We start from the raw sequence: 19836 nt of genomic DNA, 5'->3' as shown, positions 1-19836 counted from the left end.
CTGGCCCAGCCTTGCCTCACGGGCAGGGGCCTGTCTACGTTTGCGCGCCCTTCGCATAAATCATGGGAATCGATGATGAAGACAGTGTTTTCGCCGCGCCATGCCGGCCATTCCGGCAATCTCGAACTGATGGCGGGAGAGATCCTGCCTGCCTTCGAGAAACCGTCGCGGGCCGAAATCATCCGCAAGCGCATCGATGCGGTCGATCTCGGCCCCGTCAGCGAACCCGACGCCCACGATCTCTCGACCGCGAAAAAGGTCCACGATCCGGCCTTCATCGATTTCCTGCCGACCGTCTATCCGGAATGGGAGAAGTCCGGCCGGTCGGGCACCGCCATGCCCTACACCTGGCCGGTTCGCGGTCTGCGCGGCGACGTTCCGCCGGCGGCGATCGAAGCGAAGCTCGGCTTCTACTCCTTCGACGCAGGCGCGACCTTCGTGAAGGGCACGTGGGACGCGATCAAATCCTCGCACGACACGGCGCTGACGGCGGCAGCCCTCGTCAAGGCCGGCGAGCGTGCGGCTTTTGCGCTCTGCCGCCCGCCCGGCCACCATGCCGGCTCCAACTTCATGGGCGGATACTGCTTCATCAACAATGCCGCGGTCGCAGCGCAACGATTCCTCGACACCGGCGCGACACGCGTGTCGATCCTCGACGTCGACTACCACCACGGCAACGGCACGCAGCAGATGTTCTATGAACGCAGCGACGTGCAGGTGGTCAACCTGCACGGCGACCCGATGCAGGAATACCCTTACTTCCTCGGCCATGCCGACGAAAAGGGCGCCAGCGAGGGCGAGGGATTCAACCACAATTTCCCGATGCCGTGGGGCACCGATTTCGCGCAGTGGAAAGCAGCGCTCGATGCAGGCTGCGACCTCGTCGCCGACTACCGTCCCGACGTGCTGATCGTCTCGCTCGGCGTCGATACGTTCGAACGCGATCCGATCAGCCAGTTCAAGCTCAAGAGCGACGACTATCCCGAAATTGGCCGCCGCATCGCGGAACTCGGGCTTCCGACGCTGTTCGTGATGGAAGGCGGATATGCGGTCGACGAAATCGGCATCAACGCCGTCGGCGTGCTGACCGGCTTCGAGGGGAGGTGAGCGGCAGCCTCGTCCGCATGGCTGTCAGCCAGGTGGGACACGCCCGCCGCGCACAGGGAACAGCCCACGGCGGACTCCGGCACGTCGGCGACGGCCGGCCCGACCTTTGCCGTGCCCATGCTGCGCGGCTTCATCCATCGCAGATCGAACATCACTGGCGATCCCAACGCGGAAACGGATCGGGCAGGTCGCGCCAGCGCCCGGGCTGGAACCCGTCCTCGTCGACCAGGCAAGCATCGAGTTCCGCGCGTATTCTCGCCTCGTCGAGGCCGGCCGCGCCGATGAAGACGATCTCCTGCCGGCGGTCGCCCCAAACCGGATCGAGATATGACGCCATGCTCGTACGCCAGGCCTCGTCGTCCGGCCATTTCTGGCGCGGAACGGCAGACCACCAGTAACCCCGCCGACCGGTACGCACCATGGCTCCGGCCTGGCTGATCTCGCCTACATACATCGGCCGCGTCGCCAGCCAGAAGAATCCCTTCGCTCGAATGATGCCGGGCCAATCCTTGTGGATGAACCGGTTCAGACGCTCGGGATGAATGGGGCGGCGCTGACGATAGACGAAGCTGCGGATGCCGTATTCCTCGGTCTCCGGCACATGACTCGCGAAGCCGTTGAGTTCCTTGAACCACAGCGGATGCTCGCTCGCCCGATCGAAGTCGAAGCGGCCCGTATCGAGCACGCTTTCCAGCGGCACCGCGCCAAAGTCGCACTCGACGAGAGCAGCCTCCGCATTGAGCGCACGGACGATGCTGCGCGCGGCATCCATCTGATCCGGCCGGGCGCTCGATGCCTTGTTCAGGACGATGACGTCGGAGAATTCGATCTGCTCGACCAGAAGATCGACAAGGGTTCTGTCGTCGCCTTCCCCCGCCGTCTCGCCCCTTGCGGCAAGAAAATCAGATGACGCGTAGTCCTTGAGAAGATTGGCGGCATCGACGACCGTTACCATCGTGTCCAGGCGAGCCAAGTCCGACAGGCTTTCGCCGGCTTCGTCGCGAAATCCGAAGGTCGAGGCGACGGGCAACGGTTCGGAAATTCCCGTGGATTCAATCAGCAGGTAGTCGAACCGCCCCTCGGAAGCCAATCGGCGCACTTCCTTCAGGAGGTCGTCCCGCAAGGTGCAGCAGATGCAGCCATTCGTCATCTCCACCAGTTGCTCGTCCGTGCGCGAAAGATTTGCACCGCCCTCCCTGACGAGCGACGCGTCGATGTTGACCTCGCTCATGTCGTTGACGATGACCGCGACACGGCGACCTTCGCGATTGTTGAGCACATGATTGAGCAAGGTCGTCTTGCCCGCGCCGAGAAATCCCGAAAGCACGGTGACTGGCAGGAGGGGTCTCGACCCCTCCTCACCGATGTGACGTGTCGCAGCCATGGTCAGTCGTGCACCGCGCCGGAGCCGCCGACCGCGACGATGTTGAACGGCGTGCCGTCCACGGCGATGTCGCGGCTCTTTTCGAAGGTTTCGGCGTCGACCAGATGGATCACGCCCTTCAGCGGGTCGGTGACCGCGATTTCCTCGCCCGTCACCGCGATGCGCGGGCGCGGATCGCTCCAGTGGCCGTCCATCGAATAGGGTTCGGTCAGCTTGATCGACTTGCCGATCGTGCCCGACAGCACGTTGATCTGGTGCAGCGTGCCGTCCTCGGTGAAGACATAGGCGAACTTGGCGCGGATCGGATCGACCGCGAAGTGCACGCGGCGCGTCGGCAGTTCGATCAGGCGGAATGCGTCGGCATCGTCCGGGTCTATCAGCACCACCGCCTGCGGCCCGTAATTGCCGAGGAAATACTGCAGGCCCTTGCCGCCGAGAAGCGTCGAGGAACTGCCCTCCGGCAGTGAGTCCGAATAGGCGAGGTGTTCGATCTCCGGCGCGTCGCTGCCGCTCTTGATCACCAGAATGCCGGTGTCGCAGGCGAGCGCGTAGAGATTGCCCGAGCCGGCCGAGCCGTGCAGGCCGGGACAGTCATGGACCGCGCCCACCTGCGCCCCGTCATGGCCGACGACACGTGCGCCGATCGGACGCTTGGACGCGTCTTCCGGGTTGGGAACGGTGACGACCGCATGCGCCCGGTAGGGCACCGCCACGCCGTGATGCGGCGCGCCGACCGGCACCGAAACCACGTCCGGCTTACCGTCCAGAACAGCCTTCTCGGTCGTCAGCCGCGCGGCATCCTCGCCGTCGAAGAACAGCGCGATGCGGCCCTGCTGCTCGACGAAATGCGCCGGCTTGTTCCCCTCGAAGCCGAAATCCAGCAGCTTGGCGTCTTCGATGTCGATGTCGCCGTGGTCGCCGTGATCGTGGAACGCGATGCCGCTGGATATGACCGAGACGACGCCTGCCGCGCCCTGGACCGCGAAGACCGTCTCGCCGCCCGACGTCCGGTGGAGCGTTGCCGGCCCCTTCACCGCCATCGCATCGAGCGCCTTGCCGGACATGGCGTCGATGACCGTGACGACCGGTTTCGCATGGTCGGACACGAACAGGCGCCAGGCCTCGGCTTCATCGGCATGGGCACCCCCTGCACCGAGCGCCGTCAGCATCGCCACGGACGCCATCAATCCACGTGAAAATCTCATTTCTCTCTCCTTTAATGTAATAACGTTACACGCAGTCCCCCGAAAAGAGCGGGGCAGACCCGCTCTCTTCAGATTTCAAGAACGCAGGGTTTCTACCGTCCCTCCGTCAGCTCGGATCGGCGAGGCAGGTTGCAAACGATGTCGCCATGTTGCGCATCAGTTGCGGGTAGAGGTCGGGGCCGTCCTCGATGTCTGCGCCGAGCGGGTCGAGCACGCCGGTCCTTGCGGTCGTTCCCTCCGTCACTACCGACACCAGCCGCGGCTCGAATTGCGGCTCGGAGAAGACGCATGCCGCGCCGAGTTCCTGCACCTTTGCCTTGATGTCGGCCACGCGTTGCGCGCCGGGCAGCACCTCGGGGCTCACCGTGATCGAGCCGGCGACATTGATGCCGAAACGCTGCTCGAAATACTGGTACGCGTCGTGGAAGACGATCGACGGGCGGTCCTTCACCCGGGCGATCTGCGCCTCGATCTCGGCGACGAGTGCGTCCAACTGCCCGGCATAGGCGGCGGCGTTTTCGCGATAGCGCTCGGCATTGTCGGGGTCGGCTGCGCTCAACGTCCGCTCGATTTCCGACAGCATCGCCTTCGCGTTCAGCGGATCGAGCCAGAAATGCAAATCGTATTCGCCATGCGCGTGGTCATGGTCGTGTCCATGGTCATGATCGTCATCGCCATGCGAATGCGCTTCGAACGGGCCGCCCTCGCGATAGGCGAGTTTCTCCAGCCCCGGCGTGTCCTCCATCGCGACGACCGTCGCATTTCCGCCGAGCGTATCGATCGAATTGTTCAGGAACGTCTCCATCCCCGGACCGACCCAGAAGATCACCGTCGCCTGCTCGATCGCCCGGGCATCCGAGGGCCGCAGCGAATAGGCATGCTCCGAGCCGGTGCTGCGGACGATCAGCGTCGGCTCGCCCACCCCGTCCATCACAGCGGACACAAGCGAGTGGACCGGCTTGATCGACGCGACGACACCATCGAAGGCGTAGGAGGGCGCGACGAGCGCGAGCGTCGCTGCCGCCGAAGCGAGGAACAGTTTTCGGAATGTGCGGATCATGGAAACCTCAAGGGACGCGCGTGTCTGGGTCGGGTCTTCGATATGTAATGATATTACATTGCACGCGGCTATAACGTGTGCCATATGCCGGTGGCAAGCCCGAATGGACGAACGATGCTGAAAAAATCCGATGCCGCTTCCCGCGAGACGCTGGTGAGCCTGAAGAACGCCGGCGTGTTTCGCGGCGGGCGCTGGCTGGTGCGCGGCGTGGAGTTCGACATCCGCCGCGGCGAGATCGTGACGCTGATCGGCCCCAACGGATCGGGCAAGAGCACCACGGCCAAGACTGCGATCGGCGTGCTGCGGCCAAGCGAGGGCACCGTGACCCGGCATCCGGCACTCACGGTCGGCTACGTGCCGCAGAAGCTCGCCATCGACTGGACGCTGCCGCTGACCGTGGAACGCCTCATGAGCCTGACGGCGGGCCACACGGCGACCGAAATTACCGAGGCGCTGGCATCCGTCGGCATACCGCATCTCGCCCGGGCGGAAGTGCAGGCGCTGTCGGGCGGCGAGTTCCAGCGCGCGCTGCTTGCACGAGCGATCCTGCGCAAGCCCGATTTGCTCGTTCTCGACGAACCCGTGCAGGGCGTCGATTTCTCCGGCGAGGTGGCACTCTACGACCTCATCCGCCAAATTCGCGACCGCACCGGCTGCGGCATCCTGATGATCTCGCACGATCTGCATGTGGTGATGGCCGACACCGACACGGTCATCTGCCTCAACGGCCATGTCTGCTGCCGGGGCACGCCGGATTCGGTCGTCTCCAGCCCCGAATACCAGAAGCTCTTCGGCGTGCGCGCCGCCGAGACGCTGGCAATCTACCGGCACCATCACGACCATACGCACCTGCCCGATGGGCGCGTGCTGCACCAGGATGGCTCGGTCACCGAACATTGCCACCCCGGCGACGGCCATCATCACGTGCACGACCACGGCCATGACGACGGGCACGCCCATCACGCGCACGAGGGAGACGGCCGTGCTCGATGATTTTTTCACACGCGCACTCATCGCCGGTGTCGGACTCGCGCTGACGACGGGGCCGCTCGGCTGTTTCATCGTCTGGCGGCGCATGGCCTATTTCGGCGACACGATGGCCCACTCCGCGCTTCTCGGCGTAGCGCTCGCCTTCCTGTTCGAGATCAACCTGACCGCCGGCGTGTTCATCGTCGCCACACTTGTCTCGATCGCGCTGATGCTCCTCCAGCGCAGGGGCGCACTGTCGGCGGACGCGCTTCTCGGCATCCTGTCGCATTCGACGCTGGCGCTCGGCCTCGTCATCGTCGGCTTCATGAGCTGGGTGCGCGTCGACCTGATGGGCTTCCTCTTCGGCGACATCCTCGCGGTCTCGCGGCTCGACATCGCGCTGATCTATGGCGGCGGCGCTCTGGTCATCGCTGTCATCGCGTGGATCTGGCGGCCGCTGCTGGCGGCGACCGTCAATGAGGAACTCGCTCATGCCGAGGGCATGGCGCCCGAGCGCACGCGCTTCATCTTCATGCTCCTGATGGCGCTCGTCATCGCCATCGCGATGAAGATCGTCGGCGTGCTGCTTATCACCTCCCTGATGATCATCCCCGCCGCAACCGCCCGCAAATTCTCGGCCACGCCTGAGCAGATGGCGGTTCTCGCCTCGCTGATCGGCGCGGTGGCGGTGGTCGGCGGCCTCTTCGGGTCGCTCGAATTCGACACGCCATCCGGCCCGTCGATCGTCGTCGCGGCCCTCGTCCTTTTCCTCGCAAGCCTGTTGCCGTACGCTGGGCGTCTCAAGCGCGGCAGCGCAGTCTCCGGAAACCAGGTGCCATGAGCCATACGCATCACGATTTGACGAAGAACCAGACGCTGGTCCTCGGCACGCTGTCGGCGGCGGACGGCCCGCTCTCGGCCTATACGATCCTCGACCGGCTGCGCGGCGACGGCTTTCGCGCCCCGCTGCAGGTCTATCGCGCGCTCGAAAAGCTGCTCGGCTTCGGCCTCGTCCACAGGCTCGAATCGCTGAACGCCTTCGTCGCCTGCGCGCATCCGCATTGCCACGACCAGGGCCTGATCGCCTTCGCGATCTGCGAGACCTGCGGCCAGGTCGACGAATTCTCCGACGCGATCGTGCGCGAGCGTCTCGGCGCATGGTCGACGGACCACGGCTTCAAGGCCGAGAAGACCACGATCGAAATCCGCGGCCACTGCGCCGACTGCCGGGAAGCAGCCTGAGAGCGGAAGGTTGTAGCGCAGAGCAGGCGCCATCGCGACCGACATCCACCGCCTCGGTTGTCCCCACATTCCCCCCTTTCGTCATCCCCAAGGCGGCCCCCCCAACTCCGTCATCCTCGGGCGCAGCGAGATGCGCAGACCCGGGGACCCGTGCCTCGCCGGTTCAGCCGCAGGACGGTGCAGAACTTGGCGCCCGTGCGGGCAGCAACCGAAGATCGGCGGAACATCTTGACCATCCCGCTCGTCACCAACTGACGAGGCATGGATTCCCGAGTCTCCCTACGCTTCGCTCCAGTCGCCCGAGAATGACGAAGGTGAGGTGATATCCGGTGAGCCAGTTTCGGTGACGCTGACGGCTTATCGATGAGCGCTCCCACCCACTTCGTCATGCTTGGGCGGAGCAGCGAGCGAAGCGAGGTGCGCAGACCCGAGCATCCATGCCTCGCCGGGCCCGCCTCGGGGTGGTGCAGAAACCGGCGCCCGTGCGGGCAGCAACCGAAGATCGGCGGAACATCTTGATCATCCCGCTCGTCACCAACCGCCGAGGCATGGATTCCCGGGTCTCCCTACGCTTCGCTCCAGTCGCCCGAGAATGACGAAGCGGGGGGGTCGGCTGGGCCAAGTTCGGAGACGCTGACGGTTTTCGGTGAGCTTCGCTCCCTTCGTCATCCTCAAGGCATCCCCACCCACTTCGTCATGCTCGGGCGGAGCATTGAGCGAAGCGAAATGCGCAGACCCGGGGATCCATGCCTCGCCGGCCCCGCCGCGGGATGGTTCAGAACCTGGTGTTCCTTGTCCCTGCGTGAGCTTTTGGCCGCCCGTCTTACCACCTCAGAGTGGTGTTCTTTGAAATGATCAGGTGCTTCGGCAGGCGTGGTATCCGTGAAGCGCCCCCTCACTCTCTCCATCCGAACTTGACATTTAATCAATCGATTGATTAAATGTCTCCATGCCAAAGACACGCACATCCTCCCCCCTGCAAGCCGACGACACAAGGACCGCCCTGCTTCGGGCCGGGCTCCATCTGTTCGGCACCAACGGCTTCGCGGCGACCTCCACGCGCGAAATTGCGACTGCGGCCAAGGCCAATATCGGCTCGATCGCCTATCATTTCGGCAGCAAGGAGGGCCTGCGCGACGCCTGCGCCCAGCATATAGTGGACACGGTCAGGACCGTCGCCGCCCCGATCATCGAGGGGCTGCCCATGCCGCGCAACAGCCAGGAGGCGCGCGCACAGATCGAGCAGGCGCTGAGGCGCATGGGCGGCTTCCTTCTCGCCGGCCCGGAGGCGGGAGATATCGTGCCCTTCGTCCTTCGTGAAATGCAGACGCCGACGAAAGCACTGGACATCGTTTATGACGGCGTCTTCGAGCCGATCCACAAGAGGCTCTGCCAGATCTGGGGGATCGCGGCCGGCCGCGAGCCGGAGTCCGAGGAGACCCGCATCGCGGTTTTCACGATCATTGGGCAGATCGTCTATTTCCGCATCGGCCAGCAGGCGGTCCAGCGACGCATGGGCTGGGGCACCTTCGGCGCGGCCGAGGCGGCACGCATCACCGAAACCGTGCTCGCCAACGTCCATGCCATTCTCGATGCCGGCGCCGAGACCAAAACGGGTGAAGGAAACCGACCATGAGCTTCATCTGCGCCGTTCCCTTCGCCGCCCTGCTGTTCTCTGCATGCGCCGAACCCACGCCTTTGGCGGTCGGCTATGTCGAAGGCGAGTATGTGCTGCTCGCTCCGATCGAAACCGGCCAGCTTCTCACGCAAAGCGTCGCGCGCGGCGATCGTGTCGAGGCAGGCGCGGTCGTCGCCACGCTCGAAGCCGACGACGCGCAGATCGCCCTCGTCGAAGCCGAAGCCGCACTCGCCCAGGCCGAGGCGCAATTGGGCGACCTGAGGCTCGGCAAAAGGCCGGAGGAAGTCGCCGTGCTGGAAGCAGCGCTTCAATCCGCCAATGCGCAGGCGACCGAAGCGCGGAGCGCGCTGGAGCGCACGCGCGACCTTCAGCAGCGTGGAATCGCGCCGCCGGCCGAGCTCGACAAGGCCGAAGCGGGTCTCGAAGTGGCCGAGGCATCGATCGCCCAGGCCAGGGCCAATCTGGCGGTCGCCCATCTTGCCGCGCGGCCGGAGACGATCAAGGCCGCCGAAGGCCAAGTCGAGCGTGCGCGTGCGGTGGTCGATCAGGCGCGCTGGCGGCTGGAGAAGCGGACGATGACCGCGCCCGTTTCCGGCCGCGTCAACGATCTGATCCGCTATCCCGGCGACATCGCAGGGCCGACCGCCCCGATCCTGTCGCTGCTGCCCGACGGCGCGGTGAAGCTGAAGCTCTACGTGCCGGAGCCTGCCTTCTCCTCGGTAACCGTGGGCTCGCTGCTCGGCGTCCGGTGCGACGGCTGCCCTGCGGGCCTCACCGCGCGGGTCAGCTATGCCGCGCCCGAGCCCGAATTCACACCGCCCGTGATCTACTCACTGGAGACGCGGCAGAAGCTCGTGCATCTCGTCGAGGCCCGCCTTGAGGGTAATGCTGCCGCCACGCTGAAGCCGGGGCAGATCGTGGACGTGGTGTTGGTGACCGAAGAGCAGGCGGCGAAGCGGCCATGAACGCGATCGACGTCCACGGCCTTGTCAAGCGCTTCGGCGACAAGACGGTCGTCGACCACGTGTCGATGACTGTTCGCGAGGGCGAGATCGTCGGCTTTCTCGGCCCAAACGGCTCCGGCAAGACGACCACGATCCGGCTCATGTGCGGCCTGCTGACGCCCGACGAAGGCGAAGGCAGCGTGCTCGGTTTCGACCTGCGCACCCAGAGCCTGCTGATCAAGCGCGAGGTCGGCTACATGACCCAGAAATTCTCGTTCTACGAGGATCTGACGATTGCCGAAAACCTCGAATTCGTGGCGCGCCTCTATCGATTGAAGCCGGTGAGCGAGCATGTCGACCGCACGCTGGAGGACCTCGGGCTGACGTCGCGACGTGGCCAGCTCGCGGGCACGCTGTCGGGCGGCTGGAAGCAGCGGCTGGCGCTCGCCGCCTGCATCATGCACAAGCCGAAACTCCTGCTGCTCGACGAACCCACGGCCGGCGTCGATCCCAAGGCGCGGCGGGACTTCTGGGACGAAATCCATCGCCTCGCGGCCGACGGCCTGACGGTGCTCGTCTCCACCCATTACATGGACGAGGCGGAGCGCTGCCACCGCATCAGCTACATCGCCTACGGCAAGATGCTCGCCACCGGAACGGTGGAGGAGGTGGTGCGCGATGCGGGGCTCGCAACCTTCGTCCTGCGCGGCCCGGACCTGTCCCGCCTCGCCACCGAGGTCGCGACATTGCCGGGCGTGACACAGGTCGCGCCCTTCGGCGCGACGCTGCACGTCGTCGGACCCGACGAACAGGCGCTCGAAGCCGTCCTTCGCCCGCTGGCGAAAAGGGACGGCGTCACGCTCGCCAGGGGCGAGACGAGCCTGGAGGATGTGTTCATCCAGTTCATGGGCGGCGCACGGGACAACATGCAATGAAAAGCTTCTTCTCGCTCACCCGCCTCGGCGCGCTCCTGATGAAGGAATTCATCCAGATGCGGCGTGACCGCATCACCTTCGCCATGATGCTGGGCGTGCCGCTGATACAGCTCCTGCTGTTCGGCTACGCGATCAATTCGGACCCGAAACAGCTCCCGGCGGCGCTCGTCACGGTCAGCCAGGATCACTATACGCGCGCGCTGGTCTCCGCGCTTGAGACAACAGGCTATTACCGTTTCGATCATGTCACCGCGAGCGCGTCGGAAGCCGAGCAATTGCTGGCCTCGGGCCAGGTCGTCTTCGCGGTCACCATCCCGTCCGATTTCGCACGCCGGGTGGATCGCGGCGATCATCCGCAAATCCTGATCGAGGCGGACGCGACCGACCCGTCGGCGGCGAGCGGCGCGATCTCGACGCTGGGCACCGTCGCCCAGCAGGCGCTGCTGCGCGAGCGCGGCATGGAGACGGCCGCCGCGCTGGAGAAGGCGGGACAGCTCGAAGTGGTCGTCCACCGCCGCTACAATCCCGAAGGCATCTCGCAATACAACATCGTGCCCGGGCTGCTCGGCGTCATCCTGCAGATGACGATGGTGATGATGACCTCGATCGCACTCACCCGCGAGGTAGAGCGCGGCACGATGGAAAACCTGCTCGCGATGCCGGCGAGCCCGCTGGAGATCATGCTGGGCAAGGTGCTGCCTTACCTCGCTGTGGGTGCGGTGCAGGTCGTGGTTGTGCTGGCGACGGCGCGGCTGCTCTTCGGCATACCCTTCGTCGGCGATCCGGTGCTGCTCGTCGCCGCGATCCTCGCCTTCGTGATGGCGCTGGTCCTGCTGGGCTATTTCATCTCGACCGTCGCACGGACGCAGATGCAGGCGCTGCAGCTCACCTTCTTCTTTTTCCTGCCGTCGATCATGCTGTCGGGCTTCATGTTCCCGTTTCGCGGCATGCCGGTCTGGGCGCAGTGGATCGGCGAGTTCTTCCCGCTGACCCACTTCCTGCGCATCATCCGCGCCGTGATGCTCAAGGGCGCGAATGCCTCCGACGTGGGGTTCGAGGCCGCGGTTCTCTGCCTCTTCATCCTCGCCTATGCGTCCGTCGCGCTTGTGCGCTTCCGCCGGACGCTCGACTAGAAGAACACCAGGCTCATGAGGATGAACGTCGGCACCAGCACGACGCCGGACCAGAGCATGTAGCCGAAGAAGCTCGGCATGTTGACGCCCTGGCCGCGCGCGATGGCATAGACCATGAAGTTCGGCGCGTTGCCAATATAGGTGTTCGCGCCCATGAAGACCGCACCGGCCGAGATCGCGACGAGCGTGCGCGACAGAGTGGTCATCAGGACCTGCGGATCGCCGCCTGCGAGTTCGAAGAAGACGAGATAGGTGGGCGCGTTGTCGAGGAAGGACGAGAGCACGCCCGTCAGCCAGAAATAGGCGAAGTCGTTTGGCGCGCCGTCAGGCCCCGTCACCAGTGCGACCAGCGGCGCAAAGCCGCCGTCGAGGCCGGCACGCAGGATCGCGATTACCGGGATGATGCAGATGAAGATGCCGGCGAAGAGCTTGGCGACTTCCTTGATCGGCTCCCAGTTGAAGCCGTTGGCCGCGCGATATTCCTTGCTGGAGATTAGGAGGGAGATGAGCGCGAGCGCCAGGATGATGACGTCGCGCAGCAGATTCTGAAGCTCGACCTCGACACCGCCGACCGTGAAGCCGATGCCCGGCTTCCAGACCCCCGACATCAGGATCGCCGCAATGACGCCGCCCAGCAGCGGCAGGTTCACGAGACCGCGAATGCGCACCTTCGAATCCGGCGTCGGATCCTTGATCTTGGGCAGGCCGTTTTCACGCCTGTGCAGGATCACGTCGAGCACGATGAAGGCGGCAAGCACGATGACGCCGACGAACAGCATTTCGGGCAGCAGGTGGGTCGTCGTCCAGAAGAAGTCGACTCCGCGCAGGAAGCCGAGAAACAGCGGCGGATCACCGAGCGGCGTCAGCGAACCGCCGATGTTCGACACGAGGAAGATGAAGAACACGATCACATGCGCGTTGAAGGGGCGGTTGTCGTTGGCGCGGATGATGGGCCGGATCATGATCATCGACGCACCGGTCGTGCCGATCACCGAGGCCAGAAGCGCGCCGATCACCAGCAGGCCCGCATTGACCAGCGGCGTGCCGTGGATGTTTCCGGCAATCAGGATGCCGCCCGAGATCGTAAACAGCGCAAACAGCAGGATGATGAACGACATGTATTCGAGCAGCATCGTGTGAAGCACGGAATAGACCGTCGCATCGACGCCGAACGCCGCCAAAAGGGGAATGACGACGAGCGCCGACCAGGCGGCGGTGATCTTGCCGTAATGATGTTCCCACACATGCGGATAGAGAAGCGGGCCGGTCGCGATCGACAGGAGGATACCGACGAACGGTATCGCCCAGAGAAGCGACATCGTGGCACCGGGAAGCCCGTGCTCCTCGGCGGCGAAGGCTGCCGTCGACATCGTGATCACGGCGAGCGCCGTCATCAAAATCCTGCTTGCGAACCCCACGGACGTCCCTCCAGCCTCAAAGCCGCCCCTCTTAGCCGCCCCATTCCGACACGTGAAGCAAAATCGTCCGTCGGATGCGCAACGCCACCCTTTGCCTTTCCGCGCGGAGGCGCTAAGAAGCGGCGGAACAAGGCAGGCAATGGAGAGCCCGCGATGACCGCCATCACAAAGGTGCCACCGCTCGTCACCGTTTTCGGAGGCTCCGGCTTCCTCGGCCGTCACGTCGTGCGTGCCCTGGCCCGTCGCGGCTACCGCGTTCGGGTCGCGGTGCGCAATCCGAACCTCGCCGGCCATTTGCAGCCGCTCGGCAATGTCGGCCAGATCCAGGCGGTTCAGGCCAATCTGCGCGTGCGCTGGTCGATCGACCGCGCGGTGCAGGGCGCTGACCATGTCATCAACCTCGTCGGCATCCTGTTCGAAAGCGGGCGCCAGCGTTTCGACGCGGTGCAGGATTTCGGTGCGCGAGCCGTGGCGGAAGCTGCCCGTGCCGCAGGCGCGAAGCTGACGCATGTCTCTGCGATCGGCGCCAACGCACAATCGCAAGCCGCCTATGCCCGCACCAAGTCGCGCGGCGAGCAGGCCGTGCTGGATACGGTCAAGGACGCGGTGATCTTCCGCCCGTCGATCGTCTTCGGGCCCGAGGACGGCTTCTTCAACCGCTTCGCCGCCATGTCGCGGCTCTCGCCTGCATTGCCGCTGATCGGCTGCGGCGAAACGAAGTTCCAGCCCGTCTATGTCGGCGACGTCGCCGAGGCGATCGCGCGCTCGGTCGACGGCGTGATCGAAGGCGGCCGCATCTACGAGCTTGGCGGCCCCGAGACGCTGACTTTCAAGCAGTGCATGGAGCAGATGCTGTCGGTGATCGGCCGCAAGCGCCTGCTCGTGCCCGTTCCATGGTGGGCGGCAGGTCTGATGGGCTCGGTGCTGGGCCTGCTCCCCAATCCGCTGCTCACGACGGACCAGGTCGAGATGCTCAAGACCGACACGGTCGTCTCGCCCGAGGCCGAGAGCGAAGGCCGCACCTTTGCCGGTCTCGGCATCCAGCCCCAGCCGATGGATGCGATCCTGCCATCATACCTCTGGCAGTATCGTCCGGCGGGACAGTTCAACAAACCAACCTCCGCATAGGCGTCGCCGGCACTTGGAGACGATTGCCGCCCTGCTGCCCGAGGGGATCGGCATGGCGGTCGCCGCGCTGCTCGTCGTCGCCAGTTTCTTCACCTCCGCGCTGACCGCCGCTTTCGGCGTCGGCGGGGGCGTCGCGATGCTGACCCTGATGGGCCTCTTCGTGCCGGTCGCCGCACTCATTCCGGTTCACGGCGCGGTGCAGCTCGGCTCGAACACCGGACGCGCATGGCACCAGCGAGCGCATGTCCGGCATACGATCTTCCTGCCGTTCGTCGCCGGATCGCTCGTCGGCGCGGTCGCGGGCGCGATGGTCGTCGTGCAATTGCCGGATGCGGTGCTCAAGCTCGTGCTCGGCGTCTTCATCATCGCGGTGACGTGGGCGAAGATCCCCGGCTTCGAGCGGTTGGGGCATGCCGGCATCGCCATCGGCAGCGGCGTCACGGCCCTGATCACGATGTTCGTCGGTGCGACCGGGGCGCTGCTCTCGGCCTTTTTCGCCCAGATCATCCCGGACGACCGCAAGGCGCTGATCGCCACCCATGCCGCCGGCATGACGATCCAGCATTTTCTCAAGGTCGTCGTGTTCGGCTTTGCGGGATTTGCCTTCGCGCAATGGCTGCCGCTGGTCGCGATCATGATCGCGTCGGGCTATCTCGGAACGGTCTATGGCAGCCGGTGGCTGGAGGCGCTGCCGGAAGAAACCTTCCGGCGCTGGTTCAGGATCGGCATCACGCTGCTGGCACTCGACATGATCCGCCGGGGGTTCATGGATTTGTGACGGCGGTCAGCCCCAGACGAGAAGCGCGACCAGACCGGCCGTGCCGACGATCAGCCGCCACCACGCGAAGGGTGCGTAGCCACGCTTCGAGACGAAATCGAGCAGCCTGCGCACGACCAGTACAGCGCTGACGAACGCGAACACGAACCCCGTCGCGATGATCGGGAGATCGGCGGCGGTGAGAATGTCGCGGTTCTGGTAGAGGTCGTAGGCGAACGCGCCCGCCATCGTCGGCATGGCGAGGAAGAACGAGAATTCCGCCGCCGAGCGCTTGTCTGCTCCCAGCAGCAGCGCGCCGACGATCGTCGCGCCGGAGCGCGACGTGCCGGGAATCATCGCCAGGCACTGGAACAAGCCGATCCGGAAATAGACGGAGAGCGGAAACTTCGCCGCATCGGTGTATTTCGGCTCGACCTGACGCCTGTCCACCCACAGCAGCACGAACCCGCCAAGGATCAGCATCACGCAGATCAGCATCGGCGTCTCGAACAGCACGTCCTTGATGAAGCTGTGCGCCAACGCGCCGATCACGGCCGCCGGCAGGAACGCGATCAGGATGCCCCCGACGAAGGTCTGCGTGCCGCGGTCGGACGGCAGCGTGACGAGCATGTTCCAGAGCCGGGCGAAATAGACGGAGAGGATCGCAAGAATCGCGCCGAGCTGGATAAGGACCTCGAACGACTTACCGGTCGACTGGAACCCCAGGAAATGGCCGGCCAGCAGGATGTGTCCGGTCGAGGAAACCGGTATGAACTCCGTCAGTCCCTCGAGAATGCCGAGCAATGCCGCGCCGACGATCGTCTGTTCGCTCATGGAAATGCCTTTGGGTTGGCGGCGCCGCTTGCTTGTCACGCAAGGGATGAGCGCCTATAGGTCGAAAGGTCCCGCGCCCGACTCGAAACGGCCGAGAATTAGCCTTGCCGCCTTGAAAAGGCCAGAGCGTTCGTATTTTCACCAGTGCCATGCTGACCCTGTTTCATCACCCACTCTTCGCCGCCTGCCGTTTTGTCCGCCTCTCCTTCGGGGAGTATGGCGAGGAGCTGGCCCTGATCGAGGAGAAACCCTGGCTGCGGCGCAAAGAATTCCTGTCGCTCAACCCCGCCGCCACGCTTCCCGTCCTGCTGGCCGAGGGCGACGAGCCGATCGTGGGGGCGACGGTGATCGCCGAATATCTCGACGAGACACGCGGCGTTTTGAAGCGGGACAAGCGCCTCTTCGCGGAGGACCCGCTGGTCCGCGCGGAAATCCGCAGGCTGGTCGACTGGTATCTGGTCAAGACAGAGGCCGACGTGACGCGCCATCTGGTGCGCGAGCGCGTGCTGAAGCCGGTCATGGGCAGCGAGCATGGCGGCGGCTCACCCGATTCGTCGGCGATCCGTGCGGCCCGCGCGAACGTGCGCCAGCACCTGAAATACACCAACTGGCTGGCCGGCACACGCAACTGGCTCGCCGGTCCGCGCTTGACCTATGCCGACATGGCGGCGGCGGCGGCGCTTTCGGTTCTCGATTATCTCGGCGAGATCGACTGGAGCGACAATCCGGCTGCCAAGGACTGGTACACGCGCATGAAGTCGCGGCCCTCATTCCGGCCTATCCTGGCCGATCGCGTGCGGGGGCAGTCGCCGGTATCGCACTACGCCGATCTCGATTTCTGACCATGACCGGCCTGGAACCCGTCCGACCGGACCGGCTTCGGGATTTTCTCAACCGCGAAGCAGGGCATCTCGGCTTCGACGTGGTCGCCGTGACCGCGCCCGACGCCACCCCGCTCGCTTCCCAGCGGCTGGCATCCGCAATCGATCACGGCCGCCACGCCTCGATGGAATGGCTGGCTGAGACGGCTGCGAGACGGGGCGATCCGCGCGTCTTGTGGCCCGAAGTCCGCTCGATCGTCATGCTGGCGATGAATTACGGCCCCGACGAAAACCCGCTCGATCTTCTGGAGAGGCCCGACCGCGCTGCGATTTCCGTCTATGCGCGCCATCGCGACTATCACGACGTCATCAAGGGCAGACTGAAGGAACTGGCGCAGAAACTGGCCTCGCGCTCGGGCGCCGACGTAAAAGTCTTCGTCGACACAGCGCCGGTGATGGAAAAGCCGCTCGCGCATGCGGCAGGCATCGGCTGGCAGGGAAAACACACGAATCTCGTCAGCCGCGAGTTCGGCTCGTGGCTGTTTCTCGGGTCGATCTTCACGACTGCGGAACTCGCGCCGGACATCGCGGAAACCGACCATTGCGGCTCCTGCCGCGCCTGCCTGGACATCTGTCCCACCGACGCCTTTCCCGCGCCCTACCAGCTCGATGCACGACGCTGCATCTCCTACCTCACCATCGAGCACAAGGGACCGATCCCGCGTGAATTCCGCGCCGCCATCGGCAACCGCATCTATGGCTGCGACGACTGCCTTGCCGCCTGTCCCTGGAACAAGTTCGCGCAAACCGCCTCCGAGGCGAAGCTCGTGGCGCGGGACGACCTGCGCGAGCCGCGCCTGGCCGACCTGATCTCGCTGGACGATGGGGCGTTCCGCGCGCTTTTCAGTGGATCGCCGGTCAAGCGCATCGGCCGCGACCGCTTCATCCGCAACGTTCTGATCGCTGCGGGAAATTCAGGCGACCCCACGCTCATTCCGCCCGTCGAACCGTTGCTGGACGATCAATCACCGCTGGTACGCGGCGCGGCCGTCTGGGCGCTGTCGCGATTGCTGGACAACGCAAATTTCGCGCGTGCCATCGGTGACCGTCTTCACGACGAGGACGATCCGGCTGTCCTGGCCGAAATCGATACTGCGTACACACGTGAAACTGCCGGAGGACTTCAGTGACAAGCCGATTCTTCATCTTCGGCGCGGGCTATTCCGGCCTTGCCATCGCACGCGAAGCCATCGAAGCGGGCGGCATGGCTGCCGGCACGACGCGGTCGCCGGAAAAGGCAAAAGCGCTCGGCGCCGCAGGCGTCACGCCGCTCCTGTTCGACGGGACGTCGCTGTCGCCGGAGATCGCGGATGCCTTGCACGAGACGACCCATCTGGTCATTTCGATCGCCCCGGATCACGGAATGCGTGGTGAAGGCGCCGATTCTTCACAGCCACGTGCATCGGTCGATCCGGTTCTGGCGGTCGCGCGCGATACGATCGCGCGTTCCATGCCCGCGCTGCGCTGGGTCGGCTACCTCTCGACCGTCGGGGTCTATGGCGATCATGACGGCGCGTGGATTGATGAGGACTCAGCGTGCAACCCCACGTCGCGCCGGTCGCAGATGCGGCTGGAGGCGGAAAACGAGTGGCTGGCGCTTGGCAAGCAGACCGGCCTGCCCGTCGCGATCCTGCGGCTCTCCGGCATCTACGGTCCCGGCCGAAACGGGCTCGTGAACCTCGCAAGCGGGACCGCGAAGCGGATCATCAAGCCGGGGCAGGTTTTCAACCGCATCCATGTCGGGGACATCGCCGGCGCAGCGATGCTGCTCGCCGCATCCGAATCAGGCGGTATCTTCAACGTCACCGACGACGAACCCGCCCCGCCGCAGGACGTCGTCGCCTATGCGGCGTCGCTCATGTGCGCCGCGCCACCGCCCACGATCGCCTTCGACGAGGCCGAGATGACGCCCATGGCGCGATCCTTCTACGGCGAGAACAAGCGCGTCTCGAATGCCCGCCTGAGGGCCGCGGGCTACCGATTCCGGTTCCCCGACTACCGGGCGGCACTCGGCGATCTCTGGGGCACCGGGCGCTGGCGCGGCTGATCGCCGTACGGTGCGCCGTCGAAAAGCCACGTCGCGAATGTTATGATTCGGTTTACCATGGCTGGTCCATGCTCCGCGCCGCGTGGGGGCGCAGATCCGGCATCGGAGGCAACGAGATTGGCGATCCTGACGAACATCCGACGCGCCGTGCTTGGCATGGCCGCCCTGGCGACTATGCTTGGCGCGATGCCGGCATCAGCCGATCCGCTGGCCAAGGACGTGTTCGGTGCGACGCCCCTGCCCGCCGCCACGCAGCCCGCCTCCTACGGCTTTTATTCGAAGGGCTGTTTCGCCGGCGGTATGGCGATCGCGACCGACGGTCCCAACTGGCAGGCGATGCGGCTCTCGCGCAACCGGCGCTGGGGCCATCCGGAGATGATCACGCTGCTCGAGCGTTTTTCGCGCGAGGCCGCACAGGATGGCTGGCCGGGCCTGCTCGTCGGCGACATTTCTCAACCGCGCGGCGGGCCGATGCTGTCGGGCCATGCCTCGCATCAGATCGGCCTCGACGCCGACATCTGGTTGGTGCCGATGCCGCAGCGCAGGCTGTCGGTGGCCGAGCGCGAGCAGATGGACTTCGTGTCGATGCTCGCGCCCGATTCGCTCTACGTCGATGATCGCAAATGGACGCCGGCCCACGCGGCGATCCTGAAGCGCGCCGCGAACTATCCGAACGTGGAGCGCCTTCTGGTCCATCCCGGTATCAAGAAGAAGCTCTGCGACACGGTCTCCGGCGACCGCTCGTGGCTGTCGAAGGTGCGCCCGTTCTGGGGGCACGATTCACACTTCCACATCCGGATCGGGTGTCCCGCCGGTTCGCCCGGCTGCCGTGGTCAGGAAGCGACGCCGAAGGCCGATGGCTGCGACCAGTCGCTCGCCTGGTGGTTCACCGAGGAACCCTGGCGGCCGGCAACCGGGCCTGCGAAGCCCCGCGCCCGCGATGTGATGCGGATCTCCGATCTGCCGAAGGCATGTCTCGAGGTTGCCAACGCGCCCGCGCCCGCGTCCGAAGCGGCGGTGACGGTCGCGGGCCGAGGAAGCGCTCCCACGATCGCGGCATCAGGCGCGGTTCCCTTCACGGCCAACGCCTATGCGCCGACCCCCGATATCTCCATCCCCCTGCCCCAGCCGCGCCCTTACGAGTGAGAGCCAC

At 65.3% G+C, this 19836-nt stretch carries 19 protein-coding genes; 14 read left to right on the top strand and 5 right to left on the bottom strand.

The annotated features are described in order from the left end of the window. The first annotated feature begins 75 nt into the window (after positions 1-75). Positions 76-1107 carry a histone deacetylase family protein gene (locus AAFN55_RS01200; RefSeq protein WP_347797061.1) on the top strand — a complete coding sequence of 344 codons (1032 nt, stop codon included), beginning with the start codon at positions 76-78 and terminating at the stop codon, positions 1105-1107. A gap of 151 nt (positions 1108-1258) precedes the next feature. Here AAFN55_RS01200 and zigA read toward each other — a convergent pair whose 3' ends face one another. The 3 genes from zigA to znuA all read right to left on the bottom strand — a co-directional run bounded on the left by zigA (position 1259) and on the right by znuA (position 4753). Next, positions 1259-2491: a zinc metallochaperone GTPase ZigA gene (gene zigA, locus AAFN55_RS01195; protein ID WP_347797060.1), complete on the bottom strand. Its 1233-nt coding sequence runs from the start codon at positions 2489-2491 to the stop codon at positions 1259-1261. 2 nt (positions 2492-2493) lie between these two features. Next, positions 2494-3696, bottom strand: a complete 1203-nt coding sequence (gene aztD, locus AAFN55_RS01190) for a zinc metallochaperone AztD (protein ID WP_347797059.1) — start codon at positions 3694-3696, stop codon at positions 2494-2496. 106 nt (positions 3697-3802) lie between these two features. Next, positions 3803-4753 carry a zinc ABC transporter substrate-binding protein ZnuA gene (gene znuA, locus AAFN55_RS01185; protein WP_347800145.1) on the bottom strand — a complete coding sequence of 317 codons (951 nt, stop codon included), beginning with the start codon at positions 4751-4753 and terminating at the stop codon, positions 3803-3805. Between the two features lie 117 nt (positions 4754-4870). Between znuA and znuC the strand changes: the two genes are divergently transcribed. The 7 genes from znuC (at position 4871) to AAFN55_RS01150 (ending at position 11618) form a co-directional block, all read left to right on the top strand. Next, complete coding sequence (gene znuC / locus AAFN55_RS01180) at positions 4871-5749, top strand: zinc ABC transporter ATP-binding protein ZnuC (RefSeq protein ID WP_347797058.1); 879 nt, start codon at positions 4871-4873, stop codon at positions 5747-5749. After that, positions 5697-6566: a zinc ABC transporter permease subunit ZnuB gene (gene znuB, locus AAFN55_RS01175; protein WP_347797057.1), complete on the top strand. Its 870-nt coding sequence runs from the start codon at positions 5697-5699 to the stop codon at positions 6564-6566. The genes znuC and znuB overlap by 53 nt, the downstream gene beginning before the upstream one ends. After that, positions 6563-6967: a Fur family transcriptional regulator gene (locus AAFN55_RS01170; RefSeq protein WP_347797056.1), complete on the top strand. Its 405-nt coding sequence runs from the start codon at positions 6563-6565 to the stop codon at positions 6965-6967. The genes znuB and AAFN55_RS01170 overlap by 4 nt, the downstream gene beginning before the upstream one ends. Before the next feature lie 949 nt (positions 6968-7916). Beyond that, positions 7917-8603, top strand: a complete 687-nt coding sequence (locus tag AAFN55_RS01165) for a CerR family C-terminal domain-containing protein (RefSeq protein WP_347797055.1) — start codon at positions 7917-7919, stop codon at positions 8601-8603. Continuing rightward, complete coding sequence (locus tag AAFN55_RS01160) at positions 8600-9571, top strand: HlyD family efflux transporter periplasmic adaptor subunit (protein WP_347797054.1); 972 nt, start codon at positions 8600-8602, stop codon at positions 9569-9571. The genes AAFN55_RS01165 and AAFN55_RS01160 overlap by 4 nt, the downstream gene beginning before the upstream one ends. After that, on the top strand, positions 9568-10485 hold the full coding sequence (locus tag AAFN55_RS01155; protein WP_347797053.1) for an ABC transporter ATP-binding protein: 918 nt from the start codon (positions 9568-9570) through the stop codon (positions 10483-10485). The genes AAFN55_RS01160 and AAFN55_RS01155 overlap by 4 nt, the downstream gene beginning before the upstream one ends. Continuing rightward, positions 10482-11618 carry an ABC transporter permease gene (locus AAFN55_RS01150; RefSeq protein WP_347797052.1) on the top strand — a complete coding sequence of 379 codons (1137 nt, stop codon included), beginning with the start codon at positions 10482-10484 and terminating at the stop codon, positions 11616-11618. The genes AAFN55_RS01155 and AAFN55_RS01150 overlap by 4 nt, the downstream gene beginning before the upstream one ends. Here AAFN55_RS01150 and AAFN55_RS01145 read toward each other — a convergent pair. Beyond that, positions 11615-13012 (bottom strand): sodium:proton antiporter, encoded by a 1398-nt coding sequence (locus tag AAFN55_RS01145; protein WP_347797051.1) that lies wholly within the window; start codon positions 13010-13012, stop codon positions 11615-11617. The genes AAFN55_RS01150 and AAFN55_RS01145 overlap by 4 nt on opposite strands. A 177-nt stretch (positions 13013-13189) precedes the next feature. On the opposite strand from AAFN55_RS01145, the gene AAFN55_RS01140 reads away from it, so the two are divergent. Both AAFN55_RS01140 and AAFN55_RS01135 read left to right on the top strand, forming a co-directional pair. Beyond that, positions 13190-14164: a complex I NDUFA9 subunit family protein gene (locus AAFN55_RS01140; RefSeq protein ID WP_347797050.1), complete on the top strand. Its 975-nt coding sequence runs from the start codon at positions 13190-13192 to the stop codon at positions 14162-14164. A 13-nt stretch (positions 14165-14177) separates the two neighbouring features. Next, positions 14178-14942, top strand: a complete 765-nt coding sequence (locus tag AAFN55_RS01135; RefSeq protein ID WP_347797049.1) for a sulfite exporter TauE/SafE family protein — start codon at positions 14178-14180, stop codon at positions 14940-14942. Positions 14943-14948: 6 nt separating this feature from the next. On the opposite strand, the gene AAFN55_RS01130 is transcribed toward AAFN55_RS01135, so the two are convergent. After that, entirely contained in the window at positions 14949-15755 is an 807-nt protein-coding gene (locus AAFN55_RS01130; protein WP_347797048.1) for an undecaprenyl-diphosphate phosphatase, read from the bottom strand. Between the two features lie 149 nt (positions 15756-15904). Between AAFN55_RS01130 and AAFN55_RS01125 the strand changes: the two genes are divergently transcribed. The 4 genes from AAFN55_RS01125 to mepA all read left to right on the top strand — a co-directional run bounded on the left by AAFN55_RS01125 (position 15905) and on the right by mepA (position 19829). Beyond that, positions 15905-16597 (top strand): glutathione S-transferase family protein, encoded by a 693-nt coding sequence (locus AAFN55_RS01125; protein ID WP_347797047.1) that lies wholly within the window; start codon positions 15905-15907, stop codon positions 16595-16597. 2 nt (positions 16598-16599) lie between these two features. Beyond that, positions 16600-17766, top strand: coding sequence for a tRNA epoxyqueuosine(34) reductase QueG (queG, locus tag AAFN55_RS01120; RefSeq protein WP_347797046.1), 1167 nt, complete (start codon positions 16600-16602; stop codon positions 17764-17766). Continuing rightward, positions 17763-18683: an SDR family NAD(P)-dependent oxidoreductase gene (locus tag AAFN55_RS01115; RefSeq protein WP_347797045.1), complete on the top strand. Its 921-nt coding sequence runs from the start codon at positions 17763-17765 to the stop codon at positions 18681-18683. The genes queG and AAFN55_RS01115 overlap by 4 nt, the downstream gene beginning before the upstream one ends. 156 nt (positions 18684-18839) lie before the next feature. Continuing rightward, positions 18840-19829 carry a penicillin-insensitive murein endopeptidase gene (gene mepA, locus AAFN55_RS01110; protein ID WP_347800144.1) on the top strand — a complete coding sequence of 330 codons (990 nt, stop codon included), beginning with the start codon at positions 18840-18842 and terminating at the stop codon, positions 19827-19829. Positions 19830-19836: the final 7 nt, after the last annotated feature.

Origin of the sequence: Mesorhizobium sp. CAU 1732, assembly GCF_039888675.1 — a bacterium.
In the GTDB taxonomy this organism is placed as follows: Bacteria; Pseudomonadota; Alphaproteobacteria; order Rhizobiales; family Rhizobiaceae; genus Aerobium.
This window is presented reverse-complemented; position numbering and strand designations above follow the sequence as displayed.

Coding starts and splice junctions, on each gene's coding strand:
- AAFN55_RS01200 (WP_347797061.1), top strand. CDS start 76: ATGAAGACAGTGTTTTCGCCGCGCCATGCCGGCCATTCCGGCAATCTC.
- zigA (WP_347797060.1), bottom strand. CDS start 2,491: ATGGCTGCGACACGTCACATCGGTGAGGAGGGGTCGAGACCCCTCCTG.
- aztD (WP_347797059.1), bottom strand. CDS start 3,696: ATGAGATTTTCACGTGGATTGATGGCGTCCGTGGCGATGCTGACGGCG.
- znuC (WP_347797058.1), top strand. CDS start 4,871: ATGCTGAAAAAATCCGATGCCGCTTCCCGCGAGACGCTGGTGAGCCTG.
- znuB (WP_347797057.1), top strand. CDS start 5,697: ATGACGACGGGCACGCCCATCACGCGCACGAGGGAGACGGCCGTGCTC.
- AAFN55_RS01170 (WP_347797056.1), top strand. CDS start 6,563: ATGAGCCATACGCATCACGATTTGACGAAGAACCAGACGCTGGTCCTC.
- AAFN55_RS01165 (WP_347797055.1), top strand. CDS start 7,917: ATGCCAAAGACACGCACATCCTCCCCCCTGCAAGCCGACGACACAAGG.
- AAFN55_RS01160 (WP_347797054.1), top strand. CDS start 8,600: ATGAGCTTCATCTGCGCCGTTCCCTTCGCCGCCCTGCTGTTCTCTGCA.
- AAFN55_RS01155 (WP_347797053.1), top strand. CDS start 9,568: ATGAACGCGATCGACGTCCACGGCCTTGTCAAGCGCTTCGGCGACAAG.
- AAFN55_RS01150 (WP_347797052.1), top strand. CDS start 10,482: ATGAAAAGCTTCTTCTCGCTCACCCGCCTCGGCGCGCTCCTGATGAAG.
- AAFN55_RS01145 (WP_347797051.1), bottom strand. CDS start 13,012: ATGACGGCGCTCGCCGTGATCACGATGTCGACGGCAGCCTTCGCCGCC.
- AAFN55_RS01140 (WP_347797050.1), top strand. CDS start 13,190: ATGACCGCCATCACAAAGGTGCCACCGCTCGTCACCGTTTTCGGAGGC.
- AAFN55_RS01130 (WP_347797048.1), bottom strand. CDS start 15,755: ATGAGCGAACAGACGATCGTCGGCGCGGCATTGCTCGGCATTCTCGAG.
- AAFN55_RS01125 (WP_347797047.1), top strand. CDS start 15,905: ATGCTGACCCTGTTTCATCACCCACTCTTCGCCGCCTGCCGTTTTGTC.
- queG (WP_347797046.1), top strand. CDS start 16,600: ATGACCGGCCTGGAACCCGTCCGACCGGACCGGCTTCGGGATTTTCTC.
- mepA (WP_347800144.1), top strand. CDS start 18,840: ATGGCCGCCCTGGCGACTATGCTTGGCGCGATGCCGGCATCAGCCGAT.